This is a genomic window from Bradyrhizobium sp. 154 (assembly GCF_023073875.1).
GTDB lineage: Bacteria > Pseudomonadota > Alphaproteobacteria > Rhizobiales > Xanthobacteraceae > Bradyrhizobium.
Genome location: NZ_JADPKG010000010.1, coordinates 1 through 16,778 on the forward strand (window position 1 = coordinate 1; position 16,778 = coordinate 16,778).

Below are 16,778 nucleotides of genomic sequence, written 5' to 3' on the forward strand. Positions count from 1 at the left end.
ACCCCATCAGGCCTTGGCAGGACAAACTCCCAAGGCCTTCGCCGCTACCAAGACCACCGCGATCCAATCAGCGAATTATTGAACATCGACAGCAATGACGAGCTTGCGGGACGCGTTCGCCGCACTCCCTGTCATCGCCCGGCTTGACCGGGCAATCCAATACGCCGAGACGGTCGTGATGAATCGAGACGACGCGGCGTACTGGATGCCCCGCTTTCGCGAAGCATGACACCCGTGATGGGGGAACGCTTTGCGCAAACGCCAAACAGCATAATGATCGCGCGTCCCGTATTGATACATGTGCGCAAGAGTTCCTTCACCATTCGCGTTGACCGGTTGTTTACCCCCTGACGTGACGACGCATTTACCACCGCGCGCGATCGCCCCGTGAAAACACCCGTGTTTGCTTGAGTGTGCCGTGCGCGCCACGTCGATTAACGCACCGGCAACCTAAATTGGATACTTACAATCAAGATCGAATTGCACGGATGTACTGACGTTCGATCGGAACTGGCGTAAGCGTAGCGTGAGCGTATCGATGTCACTGTTGCGTAACCATCCGAAGGGCGCGCGGTTCGCGTCCTTCGGCATCGGTCTCTGCATCTTCGCATTGATGCCGAGAGAGACCGGCTATCAGGACATTGCCTCGCTGCTGGCGCGCCAACCGGGCGTCGCCGAGCGTTGGCAGAAGCAGGTGTATTCCGCGGCGTCCTCGATCCAGCTCGCCACCTACAGTTTTTCCCGGCCGATCGGCACCTCGGTTCCGCAGAGCGCAATGGTTCGCCTCGCCAGCATCGATGGTCGCGACGTCACGGGTGCGATCAGCCGCAATCCGGCGCTGCAGACGCCGCCGCACTACCAGGCCGCCGATTTTCCAAAGGTCGATCGCTCGATGAAGGGTGATCGCCTCGCGATCATGACCCCGACGACACCTCCCGAGGCCGCTGCGCCGCCGGCAGTGCCCGCGCAGGAAAATCCCGCGACCTCGAACAGCTCGGTATTCGGTGCCAAGACCGCCGCGTTACCGCCGCCGATGTCGCCGGAGTCCGCGGCCGCGCTCGATCCCGAGCTCCAGGAAGCGCTCCGTGCACCGCCGCTGCCGCAATATACCAATGCGCCGCAGGCGAGCGATGCCGCGCGCGCGATCGCGGTGCAGCCGCTGGAAGCGCTGAAGCGGGCCACGGCGCCGGCCGCCCCGGCGCGCGATCCCTTCAGCGTCAAGACGTCGAACCTGTTCTTCGGCAGCTCCTCGCTCGGCGGTAGTCTCGAGAGCATCGAGAGCTGGCAGCCCGGGGCCGAGCCGCTGATCGTAATGCCTGATCCCGATATGAAGGTGACGGCCTCGCTGTCGCCGCCGACAGCCGAGATCGCCAAGGACATCGAGAGCGGCGAGAGCGTCGCCCCGAAGGGCGAGGTCAACGCCGACAACCAGCGCGCCAGATCGCCCGCGGAGCGGCTCGCGCTCGACGACAAGTCGCGCGCCAAGTCCGAGAAGTGTCTCGCCGAAGCGGTCTATTTCGAATCGCGCGGCGAGGCCGTGCGCGGCCAGATGGCGGTCGCGCAGGTCGTGATGAACCGCGTGTTCTCGGGAAAATATCCCGACACCGTGTGCGGCGTGGTCTATCAGAACAAGTACCGCCACCTCGCCTGCCAGTTCACCTTCGCCTGCGACAACAACGCCGACGTGATCCGCGAGCCCGAGATGTGGGAGCGCGCCAAGAAGATTTCGAAGGCGATGCTCGATGGCCAGATCTGGCTGCCCGAGGTCGGCAAGTCCACGCACTACCATGCCTATTGGGTGCGCCCGTCCTGGGTCGCCGAGATGAAGAAGATGTACAAGACCGGCGTGCACACCTTCTACCGTCCGCGCGCCTGGGGCGATGGCAGCGAGGAGCCAAGCTGGGGCACGCCCGCGCAGACCGCAGCGCTTTCCGCCGCGCTTGCGCAGGAAGCCAAGAGTTCCGCGGAGATGGGCGAGCGGCGGTAGTTTTCTTGCCTCGCCCGCTTGCGGGGAGAGGCAAGGACCATCACGCCTCGATATCCAGCGCACAGTCGAAATTCGGCGCCGAGTGCGTCAGCGCGCCGGCCGAGGCGTAGTCGACGCCGGTGGCGGCGATCGCCGCGATCGAGTCCAGTGTGACGCCGCCGGACGCTTCCAGCTTGAGGCGGCCCTCGTTGATCCGCGCCGCCTCGCGCAACGTCGCGGTATCCATGTTGTCGAGCAGCACCGCGTCGGCCATTCCGGTGGCCAGTACCTCGCGCAGTTGCGCAAGCGTGTCCACCTCGATCTCGATCTTGACGAGATGGCCGGCATGAGCGCGGGCGCGCTCCAGCACGGGGCGGATGCCGCCGGCGACCGCGATGTGATTGTCCTTGATCAGGATCGCATCGTCGAGGCCGAAGCGGTGATTGAAACCGCCGCCGCAGCGCACGGCGTACTTTTCCAGCGCCCGCAATCCCGGCGTGGTCTTTCGCGTGCAGCAGATGCGCATCCGCGTGCCTTCGGTGCGCGCGACATAGTCGGCCGTCAGCGTCGCGATACCCGACAGGCGGCCGACGAAGTTCAGTGCGGTCCGCTCCGACGTGAGAATGGCGCGCGCGGGCCCTGAGATCGTCAACACCTGCTGCCCCCGGGCAACCCGTGCCGCGTCGCGGACATGCGCACGCACGTCGATGTCGGGCGAGAGCTTTTGCAGCGTCGCCAGCGCCAGCGGCAATCCGGCGATCACGCCGGACTGGCGGGCGACCAGGATCGCCTGCGCCGTCGTTGCTTCCGGAATCGTTGCCAGCGAGGTGACGTCGCCGGCGCGACCGAGATCTTCGTCGAGTGCGCGCTGCACGGCCTCGTCAATTGCGAGGGGCGAGAGAAAGGCGTCGGGATAGAGCAGCGAGGTTGCGGTGATCATGAGAGCTCCGTCAGGCCATGATGGGTTGCGCGGTGGGTGGCATCGGGCGATCGGCGAGGCCGTCGGCCACTTCGCGCACAGCGTCGAGCGTGGTCATCGTTCGTTGCGCCAGGGCAGGGACATCCGCCGGATGGTCGGCGCGGAAATGCGCGCCGCGGCTCTCGCGCCGGCTCCAGGCAGCAGCGGCTACGAGCAGCGCGGAGGTCGCCATGTTGCGCAGCGCGATGTTGCCGGCCTCGCGTTCAAGCGCGGCGAAGCTGCGGACGGCCTCCGCCAATCCGTCGGCGTCGCGGATGACGCCGACGCGTGTGTTCATCATGGCTCGCAGCCGCTTCACGGCCGTAGCCTCCGGCGCGCCGCCGCGCGGCATCACCAATGCGTCCGGAAGCCGGGCGGGCGCGGGGACGGCGCAGCCGGCGATGTCCTCGGCGATGCGCGCGGCGTAGACCACGGCCTCCAGCAACGAATTGGAAGCGAGCCGGTTGGCGCCATGCGCGCCGGTGCAGGCCACTTCGCCGCCGGCCCAGAGCCCGTCGATCGAGCTGCGGCCGCGCGCGTCCACCGCGATGCCGCCCATGTGATAGTGCGCGGCCGGCGCGATCGGGATGGCCTCTGCCGCGGGATCAATTCCGGCGGCGAGGCAGCTTGCATGCACGGTCGGAAATTTGTCGGCGAAGGGCGCACCCAGCGCCTGCCGCGCATCGAGGAAGGCACCGCGTCCGGCCGCGATTTCGGCAAAGACGCCGCGGGCGACGATGTCGCGCGGTGCGAGCTCGGCGAGCGGATGGCGCGCCGCCATAAAACGCTCGCCATTGCCGTTGATGAGCGTCGCGCCTTCGCCGCGCAGCGCCTCGGTCGCAAGCGGCGCCGGATCGCGCCCGACCCTGATGGCGGTCGGATGGAATTGCACGAATTCCGGATCGGCGATCACCGCACCGGCGCGAGCGGCGATCGCAAGGCCCGAGCCGCTGGCCTCGAGCGGATTGGTGGTGACGGCATAGAGATGCCCAAGGCCGCCGGTGGCCAGCACGATCGCGCGCGAGGCGAGGGTGATCGGCCGTGCACAGGGATGGCCGGCCTCGCGCAATTGAATGCCCGTGACGGCACCGTGCTCGGTCAACAATGCTTCGGCGACCAGACCTTCGATGATACGGATCGACGGCGTGCGGCGCACAGCTTCGCTCAAGGCCGCGATGATCGCGGCACCGGCTCCGTCGCCGCGCACATGTACGATGCGCCGGGCCGAATGTGCGGCTTCGCGTCCGACGGCGAGCTTTCCTTCCAGGTCGCGATCGAATGGGACACCAAAGGCGAGAAGATCATGGATTCGCGGCGCCGCCTCCCGCGCCATCCCAAGTGCAACGGCTTTATCGACGAGACCGCCCCCGACGGCAATCGTATCCGCGGTATGCGCTTCCGGACTATCGGCTTCGGCCACTGCCGCCGCGATGCCGCCTTGTGCCCACGCGGAGGATGCGCCCTGTCCCAGCGGCGCAGCCGAGATCAGCGTCACGGGCCGCGGCGCGAGCTTCAGCGCGCAGAACAATCCGGCAAGACCGCCGCCGACGATGACCACGTCGTCGGTGGTGCGGGTGAGATTTTCGATTCTGTCTTGCATGGTTTCTTCATTGTCGTCCTGGCCAAAGCCAGAACCCATTGCTGTTGTTGTTGCAGCAGGCCGGGACCACCAGCGTGCCAATACTCGCGTCCTGTCGGTCCCGGATCTGCGCGCGCTTGTCTCAGACGACGGGTGTGTTGCTGCTTCTCGCTCTCAATTCTTCAAATTGATCATCCGCTCGACCGAGCGCCGTGCGCGCTCCGCGAGCGCGGGATCGATCGTCACTTCCTCGCGGAGCGTCAGCAGGCTCTCCAGGATATTGGCAAGCGTGATGCGCTTCATGTGCGGGCAGAGATTGCAGGGGCGCAGCATCTCCACGTCGGGCAGCTCGGCCCGCACATTGTCGGCCATCGAGCATTCCGTGATCATCACCAGCCGCCGCGGCCGCTTGTTGCGCACCCAGCTGATCATGTGCGCGGTCGAGCCGGTGAAGTCGGCCTCCGCCAACACGTCCGGCGGGCATTCGGGATGCGCGATGATCTGCACCGAGGGATCGTCATCGCGAAGACTGCGCAGCTCTTCACCCGTGAAGCGCTCGTGCACTTCGCAGGCGCCCTTCCAGGCAATAATCTTCACGTCGGTCTTCGAGGCCACGTAGGTGGCGAGATAGCGGTCGGGCAGGAAGATCACGCTAGGCGCATTCAGGCTCTCGACCACCTGCACCGCGTTCGACGAGGTGCAGCAAATGTCGACCTCGGCCTTCACCTCGGCCGAGGTGTTGACGTAGGCAACGACCGGCACGCCAGGGAATTTCTCGCGCAGCAGGCGAACGTCTGCGCCGGTGATGCTGGCGGCCAGTGAGCAGCCTGCGCGCGAGTCCGGAATCAGCACCGTCTTGTCCGGGTTGAGCAGTTTTGACGTCTCCGCCATGAAGTGCACGCCGCACTGGACGATGATGCCGGCCTTCACCTTGGTGGCTTCGACCGCGAGCTGGAGCGAATCGCCGCCGATGTCGGCGACGCAGTGAAAGATTTCCGGGGCCTGGTAGTTGTGCGCGAGGATCACCGCGCCCCGCGCCGCCTTCAGCTCGTTGATCGCCTTGATTGTCGGCGCCATCAGCGGCCATTCGATCGGCGGGATCACCTGCTTCACGCGCTCATACAGGGATGCCGTGGCGCGCTCGACCTCCGGCGTCCAGTCCAGCGAGGGCATCGGCAGCGCAAGCCCCGGCCGGCTCGGCGCGGCGGGAGGGGAGCTGACGACATGGTCATGGACTTGATGGCCATTGATTTGGCCATTGATTTGGCCGGGCGGCCGGTTGGCGAAATCGTCGGGGCCGTAAATTCCAATGATCGGCATCGAAGCCTCCCTCGCATTGTTTATACTCAATTTGAGTATATACAGGTCCTGAATAGTCCGGCCGAGTGGCCGGAGCGAATGTCACCCAGCTCTTATATGCTCAAACTGAGTAAATCAAGAATAGCATGCTTTACCGAAGACGCCTAGGCGCTGCCGCACACATTCCCGTCAAGTGCCCGTCAGGCGAGGCCGCGTGAATTGCAATGCTCCGGTGGCAGCTCCCCGTGGAATGCAATCGTTTTTGACTTGGGATTTTCATGCAGGTGCATTAAACCGGGCTCATTCGCGGCTGCCGATTTGCAGAACCGCCAACGACAGACGAGGACCACCATGTCGACACAGATCGGCGAGCTCGCTCCGGCCTCACGTTCCTCGAACTGGCGCACCCCGGCTGTGATCATTCTCTGCGGCTGCGCCATCGGCATGCTCGGCTTCGGTCCGCGCTCGGCGCTTGGCTTCTTCGTGCAGCCGATGAGCCATGAGTTCACCTGGGGCCGCGACGTGTTCGGCCTCGCGATCGCCGTGCAGAATCTGCTGTGGGGCTTGGGTCAGCCTCTCGCCGGGGCGGTGGCGGATCGCTTTGGCCTGTTCCGGGTGATGTGTGTCGGCGCTCTGCTCTATGCCGGCGGCCTGCTCCTGATGCGCTACTCCTCGACGCCGCTGTCACTCAACATCGGCGCCGGCGTGATGGTCGGCTTCGGTCTTGCCGGCTGCTCGTTCAACCTGGTGCTGTCGGCCTTCAGCAAGCTGCTGCCGGCCGAGAAGCGCGGCCTTGCGCTCGGCGCCGGCACCGCGGCGGGATCGTTCGGGCAATTCCTGTTCGCGCCGATCGGCGTCGCGCTGATCGACAATTTCGGCTGGCAGCAGGCGCTCTCCGTGTTCGGCTTCCTGATGCTGCTGATCATCCCGCTGTCGCTGGCGCTCTCGACGCCGCCGGTCGCAAGCACGGCAACCGCGGCGCCTGCGGATGAGCAGACCTTCACCAAGGCGCTGGCGGAAGCCTTCGGTCACCGCTCCTACGTGCTCTTGGTGCTCGGCTTCTTCACCTGCGGTTTCCAGCTCGCCTTCATCACCGTGCATCTGCCGGCCTTCCTGGTCGATCGTGGCATCTCGGCGCAAACCGGCGGCTGGGTCATCGCGGCGATCGGCCTGTTCAACATCGTGGGCTCGCTCAGCGTCGGCTACCTCCAGAACTATCTGCCCAAACGCTACATCCTCTCGACCATCTACTTCACTCGCGCGCTCGCGACCCTTGCCTTCATCTCGTTCCCGATCACGCCGTTCTCGGCGATCGCGTTCGGTGCGATCTCCGGCCTGACCTGGCTGTCGACGGTGCCGCCGACCTCGGCGCTGGTGGCGCTGATGTTCGGCACGCGCTGGCTCGCAACGCTCTATGGCTTTGCCTTCGTCAGCCATCAGGTCGGCGGCTTCCTCGGTGTCTGGCTCGGCGGCATCGTGTTCGAGCGCTTCGGTTCCTATACGCCGATCTGGTGGCTCTCGATCGTGTTCGGCGTGCTTTCTGCACTGATCAATCTTCCGATCGTGGAGAAACCGGTGAGACGGGCGGTTGCGCAGCCGGCCTGATCGGCTAAACATCCTCGACAAACAAGTCAGGGAGTTTAGTCGTGGCCACGTTCAAGGCGATCCGGATCGACAAGGCGGACAAGGGCACCACCGCGCAGCTGACGCAGTTCGATGAAGCCGAGCTGATGGACGGCGACGTCACCGTGCGTGTGGAATGGTCGACGCTGAACTACAAGGACGGCCTCGCACTTACCGGCAAGGCGCCGGTGGTGCGGCGCTTCCCAATGATCGCCGGCATCGATTTCGCCGGCACGATCGAAGCGTCCTCGCATCCGCAGTGGAAGGCGGGCGACAAGGTGGTCTGCACCGGCTGGGGCATGGGCGAAACCCATCTCGGCGCCTATGCCGAGAAGGCGCGGGTGAAGGGCGACTGGCTGGTGGCGCTGCCGCAGGGCCTGTCGGCGCGCGACGCCATGGCGATCGGCACCGCCGGCTTCACAGCGATGCTGTCCGTGATCGCCCTGGAGAAACAGGGCCTCTCGCCAAAGAGTGGTCCGGTGGTGGTGACGGGCGCCGCCGGCGGCGTCGGCTCGGTTGCGACCGCCGTGCTGTCGAAGCTCGGCTATCACGTCATCGCCTCGACCGGTCGCGCCGCGGAAGCAGATTATCTGAAGCATCTGGGCGCAGCCGAAGTGATCGACCGCAACGAATTGTCGGCGCCGGCGAAGCCTCTGGCCAAGGAGCGCTGGGCGGGTGGCGTCGACAGCGTCGGCTCGACCACGCTCGCCAACCTCCTGTCGATGACGAAATACGGTGGAGCGATCGCGGCGTGCGGCCTGGCGGCCGGCATGGACCTGCCATCTTCTGTCGCGCCGTTCATTTTGCGCGGAGTGTGCCTTCTCGGCATCGATTCGGTGATGTGCCCGATCGAGCCGCGGAAAGCCGCTTGGCAGCGCCTGGCGTCCGATCTGGACCGGACAAAACTAGCTGAAATCACTCAGGAAATTCCCCTCGCCGAGGTGCCCGACTGGGGCGCGAAAATTCTGGCCGGCGCGGTTCGCGGCCGCATCGTGGTAAAAATTGTCTGACGGCGTTCAGACTTTACCAACCAAGCTGCTCCAATGTTGCCATGGTTGGTATGGTAAGCAGCGGGTAAAGAGAGATAAGGCATCGCCCGCTGCGGGGGTTGGTTCGGAGTTGAGCATGCTTGCGCGTATTGTGTTGGGGGCTGTCACGGCGGCAGCGACGTTTGCGCCGGCCATTGCCGGGAGCATGAATGCTGACGAGGCGCGCCGTTTCGTCGCCGGCAAGGTGTTCGCCTTCACCTGTTTCGACGGCACCCGCGGTGCGGGCCGCATCCTCGACGACCTCGGTGCCGCCGGCGCGGTGCAATTCTCGGGCGCGGGCCCGGTGAAGCATCTTCGTCTGCCCGGCAATACGCTCCAAATCCGCGGCCAGAACGTCTGCGCCTCGATCAAGGGGATTCCGTTCGAGCCCTGCTTCAACCTGGAAAAGACCGATGATCGCAGCTTCCGCGGCTCGGTGTCAGGCATGGGCTTCGCCTATTGCGACTTCCACCATCAGGGCGGCAATCAGATGCTAATGGCGCGCGCCGCCGCGCGTCCGCGCTCGTTGCGCAGCTCGGAGCGGACCGGTTCGATCGCTGCACCCAACACCGAAGTCGCCGCGCGGGTCGAGACGCCGCGTGTCGAGAGCGGTCGCCTCGAGCCGGTGAAGTCGGAAGCCAAGTCGGAACCCGCGAAGGCCGAGGCTCCGCTGGAGCTGCGCCGCTCGACGCAGTGAGTTGGCTGCACAGGACAGCCGCACAGTTTTTCGTTGAAGAATCGATCGAGCACGAAGCCGCCGCGCCGTAGTCATACGGACGGCGGCTTTCATGCCTTGGTAGCTGTTCGCGTCCCAGTTTGCGTACGGCCGGGGGACGCCCCGACGCAAGGGGTTCAACGATGTCGCTGTACTTCTTCCGCATCAGCACCGGTCGCTATTCCGGCGCCGCCGATCAGCCGTACGAGTTCGAGGACCGCGCAGCGGCCTGGACTGAGATGACTGAGGTTTGTGCCAATCTGCTCGGCGGCATCGCCCGCGGCCTGAAGCCGAATGCCGAGTGGCGCATGGAGCTGCTCGACGAGAACAAGCAGCCGGTCTTTCGCGTCAGCCTTGTTGGAGAGACCGTCGGATGCAAAGCTTCCTAGGCTCCGACTTCAGGTTGCAATTTACAACTATGACGAGACCTTCTTGGTCGAACTGATCAATACGATCGCGGGCCAGACCAATCTGCTCGCACTCAACGCCACAATCGAGGCGGCCCGCGCTGGCGAAGCCGGCAAGGGATTTGCAGTGGTTGCCTCCGAGGTCAAGGCGCTCGCCGAGCAGACTGCGAAGGCGACTGGCGAGATCGGGCAGCAGATAGCCAGCATCCAGTCCGCGACCGAACATTCGGTCGGTACCATCAAGGCCATCAGCGATACCATCGAGAAGCTGTCGGAAATCTCCTCGACGATTGCGGCCGCCGTGGAAGAGCAGGGCGCCGCGACGTAGGAAATTTCTCGCAACGTGCAGCAGGCGGCGGCAGGCACTCATCAGGTGTCGTCCAACATCACCGACGTGCAGCGCGCCGCAAGCGAGACCGGCTCGGTGTCTTCTCAGATCCTGTCTGCCGCGCAAATGCTGTCCGGCGACAGCAACCGTCTCAAGCTCGAAGTCGGCAAGTTTCTCGGCTCTGTGCGCGCCGGCTGACGACGTTCAATAGGCATCGCTTGCAGCCGCCGCGCGCGAACCTGCGGCGGTCGCGCGCGTGCGTATTTCGCCCTGCGACCGTTAGCCTTGGAGATGTTGCTCCATCAAGCGCGGTGCAGCGCGAGATCCGTGCAGGTGCAGCGGATGATTGCAGAAAACAACGAATGTCCGCCCGCCCGGTAGTTTTACGTAGGACGATGTTAACGCCTGCTTGCGAGGATAGAGCGCAATCTTACGGGATAAGAACCAGCCAGCATTGTTGAACTGACCTCGGCCCGGTCGTCCGTCGTGACGCCTGTGGCGCAGGTGATGTGCGCGTTGCCAGGCATCGTTGGGATTTGTTGTGATGTCGAAGTTGTCGATCGTCTTCAAGCTGCTGACCGTGTTGTCAGTCCTCGTGCTCTCGCTCGCCGGTGTCGGCGTGACGGCGATCGGCACGATGCAGAACATCAACGCCCACACCGTCGAGATTGCGCAGAGCTGGCTCCCCAGCGTGCGTGCGCTCGGCTCGATGCGCGCCGACATTAACGAGCTGCGCGTCGCACTTCGTTTGCACCTGATGCAGGATAGTGCTGAAGGCAAGGATGCCGCAGAGAAGCGCCTCGCCTCGCTCCGCGAACGCATCGAGAAGACCCGCAAGGTCTACGAGCCGCTGATCACTGCCGCCGAGGAGCGCGCGCTCTACGAACAATGGGCGAAGGCGTGGGCCGAGTATCTGAATGGCGTTCAGGAGGTGATGGCGCTGTCGCGCAAGAGCGTCGGCCGCTTCCCGACCGATGCCAACGAGCTGTTGCAGACCAAGGTCGCGAAAATGGCCCAGGCCGCCGATCCGCTGCTCCAGAAGGGTATCGAGTTGAACAATCAGGGCGCCGAGCTGGAGACCAAGCAGGCGTCCGACAGTTACGCCACGATCTTCCGCGTCCTGGTCGGCATCATTGTGTTTTCGGTCGTGATCGCGATCGGCGCCGCGTATTATCTCGTGCGCGACGTCTCTCGTGGCATTGCTTCGATCATCCGTCCGATGCAGTCGCTCGGCCAGGGCGACCTCTCGGCCGACGTGCCGCATCGCGGCGACAAGACCGAGATCGGCGCCATGGCCGATGCGCTCCAGATCTTCAAGGAGGCGCTGATCGCCAAGAAAGCCGCCGACCAGGCAGCGGCGCGCGATGCCGAAGCCAAGATCGAGCGCGGCCGCCGCGTCGATGCCATCACGCGCAATTTCGAGGCCATGATCGGCGAGGTGGTCGAGACCGTGTCATCAGCCTCGACCGAGCTCGAAGCATCGGCAGCGACGCTGACCGGCACCGCCCAGCGCGGCCAGGAGCTCGCGACCGTCGTCGCCGCCGCCTCGGAGGAAGCCTCCACCAACGTCCAGGCGGTTGCTTCCGCCTCGGAGGAGCTGTCCTCCTCCATCACCGAGATCAGCCGCCGCGTGCAGGACTCGGCGCGGATGGCCGCAGAAGCCGTCGAGCAGGCGGCGCGGACCAACGAGCGCGTCAACGCGCTGTCTCAGGCGGCCTCGCGCATCGGCGACGTCGTCGAGCTCATCAACACCATCGCGGGCCAGACCAACCTGTTGGCGCTGAACGCCACCATCGAGGCGGCACGCGCCGGCGAGGCCGGCCGCGGCTTCGCCGTCGTTGCCTCGGAAGTGAAGGCGCTCGCCGAGCAGACCGCGAAAGCCACCGGCGAGATCGGTGCGCAGGTCGCAGGGATTCAGGCCGCCACGCAGGAATCCGTCAGCGCCATCCAGGAGATCGGCGGCACCATCGAGCGTCTGTCCGAAGTCTCCGCTGCGATCGCCGCCGCGGTCGAAGAACAGGGCGCGGCCACGCAGGAGATATCGCGCAACGTCCAGCAGGCTTCGCTCGGCACCCAGGAAGTATCGTCGAACATCACCAACGTGCAGCGCGGGGCGATCGAAACCGGCTCGGCCTCGACTGAAGTGCTGTCGGCGGCGAAATCACTGGCGACCGACAGCACCCGTCTGAGGGTCGAAGTCGCGCAGTTCCTGGAGTCGGTCCGCGCGGCCTAAAAGCGGCGCAGGCTCTTGGCTCACCTCTCCCGAAGGGAGAGGTCGGATCGCATCGAAGATGCGATCCAGGTGAGGGGACCTCCACTGATCCCTACGCGCTCGTCTGCGGAGCCGGCGGCGTTTGCCGCCGGAATAGGATGCGCTGGTAGAGCCAGCCGATCGCGACCAGCACGACGCCGAGGCACATGAACGACAGCGCGCGGTAGACGCCTGTCAGCGTCGACATATCGATGACGAAGGCCTTCAGGATCGTCAGCGCGATGACGGCGGCAGAGGCGAGCCGCGCCCGCTCCGAATTGACCAGGATGCCGACGCCGAGCAGCACCACGCCGAAGGCGAGCCAGCCGATCGAATAGGTGTATTGCTCCGCGCCCGTGGTGCCGCCATAGAGCAGGACCGGGCCGTGATAGAAGCGGCGGATCTCCAGCGTCACGTAGGTGAGCGCGAACACAAGTGCCCCGCCCGCAATCGTATTGGCATAGGCGGCGGGGCGATGGCCCGCCACCGCATAGGACAACAGCAGCATCAGCACCGCGGGGAGCGCATAGCCGAGCAGCAGCAGGTTGAACACGAGGCCGCCGACATTGACGCTGGAGAGCAGCAGCGGGTTCTCCAGGATCAGCAGGCCGAACACGCTGATGAGCCCGGCGATCGCGGTGAGCGCGACCGCGCCGACATTGTGCACGATGCTGTGGCTGCGCAGCCGCAGGCGCTCCAGCCCGATCGCCATCGCGAGCGTGACGCAGACTTGCAGCGAGAATTCCAGCAGCGAAGGCGGCGAGGTCATGCGGCCGCCGGTCGCAAGGTGCCGGATTTCCATGAAGGCGAGCAGCGCGGTGAACAGGACGGCCGCAGCCTCGACCATGCGCAGCGGCGCATCGTCGGCACGGCGGCGCAGGAACATGCTCGCGCCCCAGAACGACAGCGCCGGCAGGCCATAGCCCCACAACAGCCAGTTCAGAATCGGCGTGGTGCCGACGGCATCGCCGACGATGCAGGGATCATAGACGATGCGTGCCGTGACGATGCCGGCGAAGACGGCGGCGAGCCAGCGCAGGAACGGGATCGACCGCTGCATCGAGATCCAGGCAGTGCCGAGCGACATCAGCGCGAGCGCGATGGTGAGCCAGCCCTTCTCGAGCGCGAAGGTCAGCGCCAGCGCGAGCGCGCCGAGCGTACCGGTCGCGAACAGCGCCGTCGAGATCATGGCGCCCGGCCGGGTCTCGCGCCGCGTCAGCGATTCGGTCGCAGCACCAAAGGCGGCAGCGAGCAGCACGGCGAGGATCGCAAACGGGATCGAGCGGTCGAGATGGGCGATGCGGGCGAAGAGCGCAACCAGGATCGCGATCGGCGTCGCGACCGCACTTGCCGACCACACCACCGGGATGATCGCCGAATTGGACCGGCCCTGCGCGAGGAAGCCTGCGATGCCGAAGCCCGCGGCGAAGATCGCGGCCGTGACCAGATGCAGTGTCACCGAACTATCGGTGGGGACAGGACCGATGCCGGCCATGGGGCCGCCCGGCAGCACCAGCATGTCGGGATTGGCCCGCACCGCCCATTCCGCGAACACGATGAAGACGGTCGCCGCAGCCGCGCCCAGTGCACCCGTTGCCGCCGGCGCGCGCCAGGCGACAAACAGCGTCCCTGCGACCAGCAGGGTGAAGGCAATGAGCGCCAGATCGGCATGCGCGCTCGACAGCACGATGATCATTGCCGCGAACAGATAGGCGCCGAGCGAGCTCGACGACACTGGCTCGATCTCGCCGTCCTCGATGGTCGGGCCGAACATGAAACCGCAGACGACGAGAAGCGCAGCGAGCGTGAAGCCCGCAATGACGTGGAAGGCGTGCGGGGCCACCTGCAGCTCGAGCTCGAGCCCCATGAAGGTCCAGAGCACCGCGAAGACGATCGTAGTCACCGCGAGCCAGCGCCATAGCCGGATGCGGGCAAGGCCGAAGCTCGCTGCGGTGACGATGGCAAGATAGATGTAGAGCGCCCAATAGTCCGGCTTGCCGCTGGAGACGAGGACCGGCGTCACGAACGCGCCGACGACGCCGAGGCCGGCGAGCGCGGGCCCGTGGAGCAGCGCGGCGGCCAGCGTGCCGAGCGCGACGAGGCCGAGCAGCACGAAGGCGGTGGCGGGCACCAGGAAGCCGTAGAGCGCGTAGGCTGCATAGATGGTCGCGAACGCCACCGCCGTGCCGGCCGCGGTGAGGATCGCGGGGATGTTGGCGATCGGCAGCGCCGCGATGCTGGAGATGCTCTCCTTGCGCCGTGTCCATTCGCCGGCACCGAGCAGCGCCAGCGCGAACAGGCCGCCGAGGAACACGCGCACGCCGGGCCCGACGAGGCCGGCCTCGATCGAATAGCGCACCATGAAGAAGCCGCCGAGCGCGAGCGCAAGCCCGCCGATCCACACCACCCAGCGCGTGCCGAGTCGCTCCTCGAAGCCGGGTGCGGGTGCAGGCAGGGGTGGCGGTGCATCGGCCTCGGTGCTCGTTCCGAGCGGCGGCGGCGAAACGGGTTCGGCGAGGGCCGGGGGCGCCTGCTCGGCTTCCGGCGCAAGCGGCGGCGGCTCCGCGGCGGCCGTCGCGGTTGCGGGCGCCTGCTCCCAAGTCGGCGTAAGTGGCGGCGGCTTAACTTTCCGCTGCGCGTCAAACATCTCTTCGAGCGAGCTCAGCCGGCGGCGCAGCTCAGCCGCCTGACTGGAGGCCTTGATCGCGATCAGGAAGGCGGCGATCGCAAGGATCAACGCAAAGACGTCAAACGGGCCGTCGAACATGAAGCCTCCAGGCAACCGGCGGGCAGGGCCGATCGCAAATTCTTAATCTAGCGCCGGGAGCGTACGCGCAAGCCCGGCGCGGGCCGCTCCTGGAGTACTTCGCGGCGGAAGCGATAGAGTGCCGCCGGGCGTCCCCCGGTCTGTGTCGACATCGCCCCGGTCGGTTCGACCAGGGCTTCCATTTCGACGAGGCGGCGGAAATTCTGTTTGTGCAGGTGCCGGCCGGAGATGGCCTCCACCGTATGCTGCAATTCCGTAAGTGTGAATTCGGCGGGCAAAAGTTCAAAAACAACAGGACGATACTTCAGTTTTGCGCGTAGCCGCGCGATGGCTGTGGCGAGGATGCGCCGGTGATCGAACCGCATCGAGGTCCCAAGCGCGGGAAGCCTCTTGCGCGCTAATGCCGCAGGCCTGCCGTCGCGCCGCGCCTCCTCGATCATCCCGGCCTCGTACAGGAGCTCATAGCGATCGAGCACGCGCTCCTCGTCCCAGGGCGCACCGTCGAGACCGAAATAGAACCGCACGCGATCCTTTCGCGGCAGCGCCCGCGTCGTCTGCGGCGTCTCCTCCTCGGCCCATTTCGTCAGCGCCGGGATGATGTCGCGGGCGATGATCTCTGGCGGCTGCTCGCGCCAGTCTTCCCAGGGGAAGAAGCGATACCATGGCTCGAAGCTCGCGCCGGTCGCGGCGAGCTCGCCGCTGGCGGCGCGCGTCAGCGCGAGATAGCCGATCGACACCATATGCGGGCCGGTGTCGCCGGCACCGGCATGACGGCCGCGATCGCCGAAGGTGTAGAGCTGCTCGACATAGCCGAGCCGCAGGCCCGTCTGTTGCTCGACCCAGGCGCGCAGGCCGATCTCGAAGGTGCGATGGGCGAGCGCATCGAACGGCCCGAACGGCAGGCCGGCAAGCCCATCACCGCCGCGCGCGGTGAGGATCAGCGGCTCGTGGTCCTCGATCGCGACGATGGCCGCGGTCAGGCCAATCTCGATCGGCGTCAGGAGCGTCTCGCTCATGCGGCTGATGTCGCGGCTGTTGCGAAAAAGATATGTCGGCTCATTGAACAAATCTCGCCGCGAGCTCGCTGCACCTCTCCCGCTTGCGGGAGAGGTCGAGCCAAAGGCGCGGGTGAGGGCTCTCTCCAAGCCGGGAGAACCCCGATGCGGAAGCACCCTCTCCCCAACCCTCCCCCGCAAGCGGGAGAGGGGGCGCAGTCCCATAGCCGCTGCTATTCGACTCTCGCCTCATTCGAGCTCGATCACGAAGGGACGGCCCTCGACCATCATCGCGCCCGGGCCCATCTCGTCGAGCGCGCGCAGCATGCGGCCGTCGCGTCCCAATGCACGGTCGGCGAGGCCGACGATGCGCCGGTTCGGCGAGGCGATGGGCGAGGCTGCGCGGATCTTCCTGGCGATCTCGATCTCATCGCGGTTCGGATTGAGTGCGCATACCGCTGCAAACGCGCTCGCCGTGGAGCGGCTGATGCCGGCGTAGCAATGCACCACCAGCGGCGCGCTACGGTCCCAGCCGCGCACGAAGGTCAACACCTGCTCGATATGCGTCTCTGACGGTGCGACGAAGCCGTCCATCTCCTCGATGATGTCGTCCATCGACACCTTGAGATGATTGGCCGGCAGCACGGACACGGGCCGCGCCACCTGCTCGACATTGGCCATCACCGTCAGCACGTGGCTGGCGCCGGTGAGGCGGACGGTTTCGGGAAGCGCGGCGAGGGAACAGACGTGGATCATGGCGGACCTTTTTGGCGCCGATTATAGCGAGCGGCCGTAGGGTGGGCAAAGGCACATCGCGCCGTGCCCACCGTTTCGCGCTGCGTACATCTCGCCTTGCTGGTGG

At 65.8% G+C, this 16,778-nt stretch carries 12 protein-coding genes and 1 pseudogene; 7 read left to right on the plus strand and 6 right to left on the minus strand.

The window, feature by feature from the left end; all coding sequences use genetic code 11:
* The first annotated feature begins 538 nt into the window (after window positions 1-538).
* Window positions 539-1,987 carry a cell wall hydrolase gene (locus IVA92_RS00525; protein ID WP_247280298.1) on the plus strand — a complete coding sequence of 483 codons (1,449 nt, stop codon included), beginning with the start codon at window positions 539-541 and terminating at the stop codon, window positions 1,985-1,987.
* 40 nt (window positions 1,988-2,027) lie between these two features.
* On the opposite strand, the gene nadC is transcribed toward IVA92_RS00525, so the two are convergent.
* The 3 genes from nadC to nadA all read right to left on the minus strand — a co-directional run bounded on the left by nadC (window position 2,028) and on the right by nadA (window position 5,823).
* A complete protein-coding gene (gene nadC, locus IVA92_RS00530) occupies window positions 2,028-2,906 on the minus strand; it encodes a carboxylating nicotinate-nucleotide diphosphorylase (RefSeq protein ID WP_247280299.1) in 879 nt (292 codons plus the stop codon).
* Between the two features lie 10 nt (window positions 2,907-2,916).
* On the minus strand, window positions 2,917-4,524 hold the full coding sequence (locus IVA92_RS00535) for an L-aspartate oxidase (RefSeq protein ID WP_247280300.1): 1,608 nt from the start codon (window positions 4,522-4,524) through the stop codon (window positions 2,917-2,919).
* 153 nt (window positions 4,525-4,677) lie between these two features.
* Window positions 4,678-5,823, minus strand: coding sequence for a quinolinate synthase NadA (gene nadA, locus IVA92_RS00540; RefSeq protein ID WP_247280301.1), 1,146 nt, complete (start codon window positions 5,821-5,823; stop codon window positions 4,678-4,680).
* Window positions 5,824-6,153: 330 nt separating this feature from the next.
* Here nadA and IVA92_RS00545 point away from each other — a divergent pair, with 330 nt between their 5' ends.
* The 6 genes and pseudogenes from IVA92_RS00545 to IVA92_RS00570 all read left to right on the plus strand — a co-directional run bounded on the left by IVA92_RS00545 (window position 6,154) and on the right by IVA92_RS00570 (window position 12,136).
* Entirely contained in the window at window positions 6,154-7,407 is a 1,254-nt protein-coding gene (locus IVA92_RS00545; protein ID WP_247280302.1) for an MFS transporter, read from the plus strand.
* Window positions 7,408-7,448: 41 nt separating this feature from the next.
* Window positions 7,449-8,435: an MDR family oxidoreductase gene (locus tag IVA92_RS00550; RefSeq protein ID WP_247280303.1), complete on the plus strand. Its 987-nt coding sequence runs from the start codon at window positions 7,449-7,451 to the stop codon at window positions 8,433-8,435.
* A 115-nt stretch (window positions 8,436-8,550) separates the two neighbouring features.
* The gene (locus tag IVA92_RS00555) at window positions 8,551-9,150 is read left to right on the plus strand and encodes a hypothetical protein (protein ID WP_247280304.1); all 600 of its coding nucleotides are present in this window, start codon (window positions 8,551-8,553) and stop codon (window positions 9,148-9,150) included.
* 161 nt (window positions 9,151-9,311) lie between these two features.
* On the plus strand, window positions 9,312-9,557 hold the full coding sequence (locus IVA92_RS00560) for a hypothetical protein (RefSeq protein WP_247280305.1): 246 nt from the start codon (window positions 9,312-9,314) through the stop codon (window positions 9,555-9,557).
* A 43-nt stretch (window positions 9,558-9,600) separates the two neighbouring features.
* Window positions 9,601-10,101, plus strand: a pseudogene (locus tag IVA92_RS00565) (methyl-accepting chemotaxis protein); the annotation flags it as partial.
* A gap of 346 nt (window positions 10,102-10,447) precedes the next feature.
* Window positions 10,448-12,136, plus strand: coding sequence for a methyl-accepting chemotaxis protein (locus IVA92_RS00570; RefSeq protein WP_247280306.1), 1,689 nt, complete (start codon window positions 10,448-10,450; stop codon window positions 12,134-12,136).
* Window positions 12,137-12,227: 91 nt separating this feature from the next.
* Here IVA92_RS00570 and IVA92_RS00575 read toward each other — a convergent pair whose 3' ends face one another.
* The 3 genes from IVA92_RS00575 to IVA92_RS00585 form a co-directional block, all read right to left on the minus strand.
* Window positions 12,228-14,921, minus strand: a complete 2,694-nt coding sequence (locus tag IVA92_RS00575; RefSeq protein ID WP_247280307.1) for a DUF2339 domain-containing protein — start codon at window positions 14,919-14,921, stop codon at window positions 12,228-12,230.
* A gap of 47 nt (window positions 14,922-14,968) precedes the next feature.
* Window positions 14,969-15,937, minus strand: coding sequence for an NAD regulator (locus IVA92_RS00580; protein WP_247280308.1), 969 nt, complete (start codon window positions 15,935-15,937; stop codon window positions 14,969-14,971).
* 228 nt (window positions 15,938-16,165) lie between these two features.
* On the minus strand, window positions 16,166-16,672 hold the full coding sequence (locus IVA92_RS00585; protein ID WP_247280309.1) for a protein tyrosine phosphatase: 507 nt from the start codon (window positions 16,670-16,672) through the stop codon (window positions 16,166-16,168).
* Window positions 16,673-16,778 lie beyond the last annotated feature (106 nt).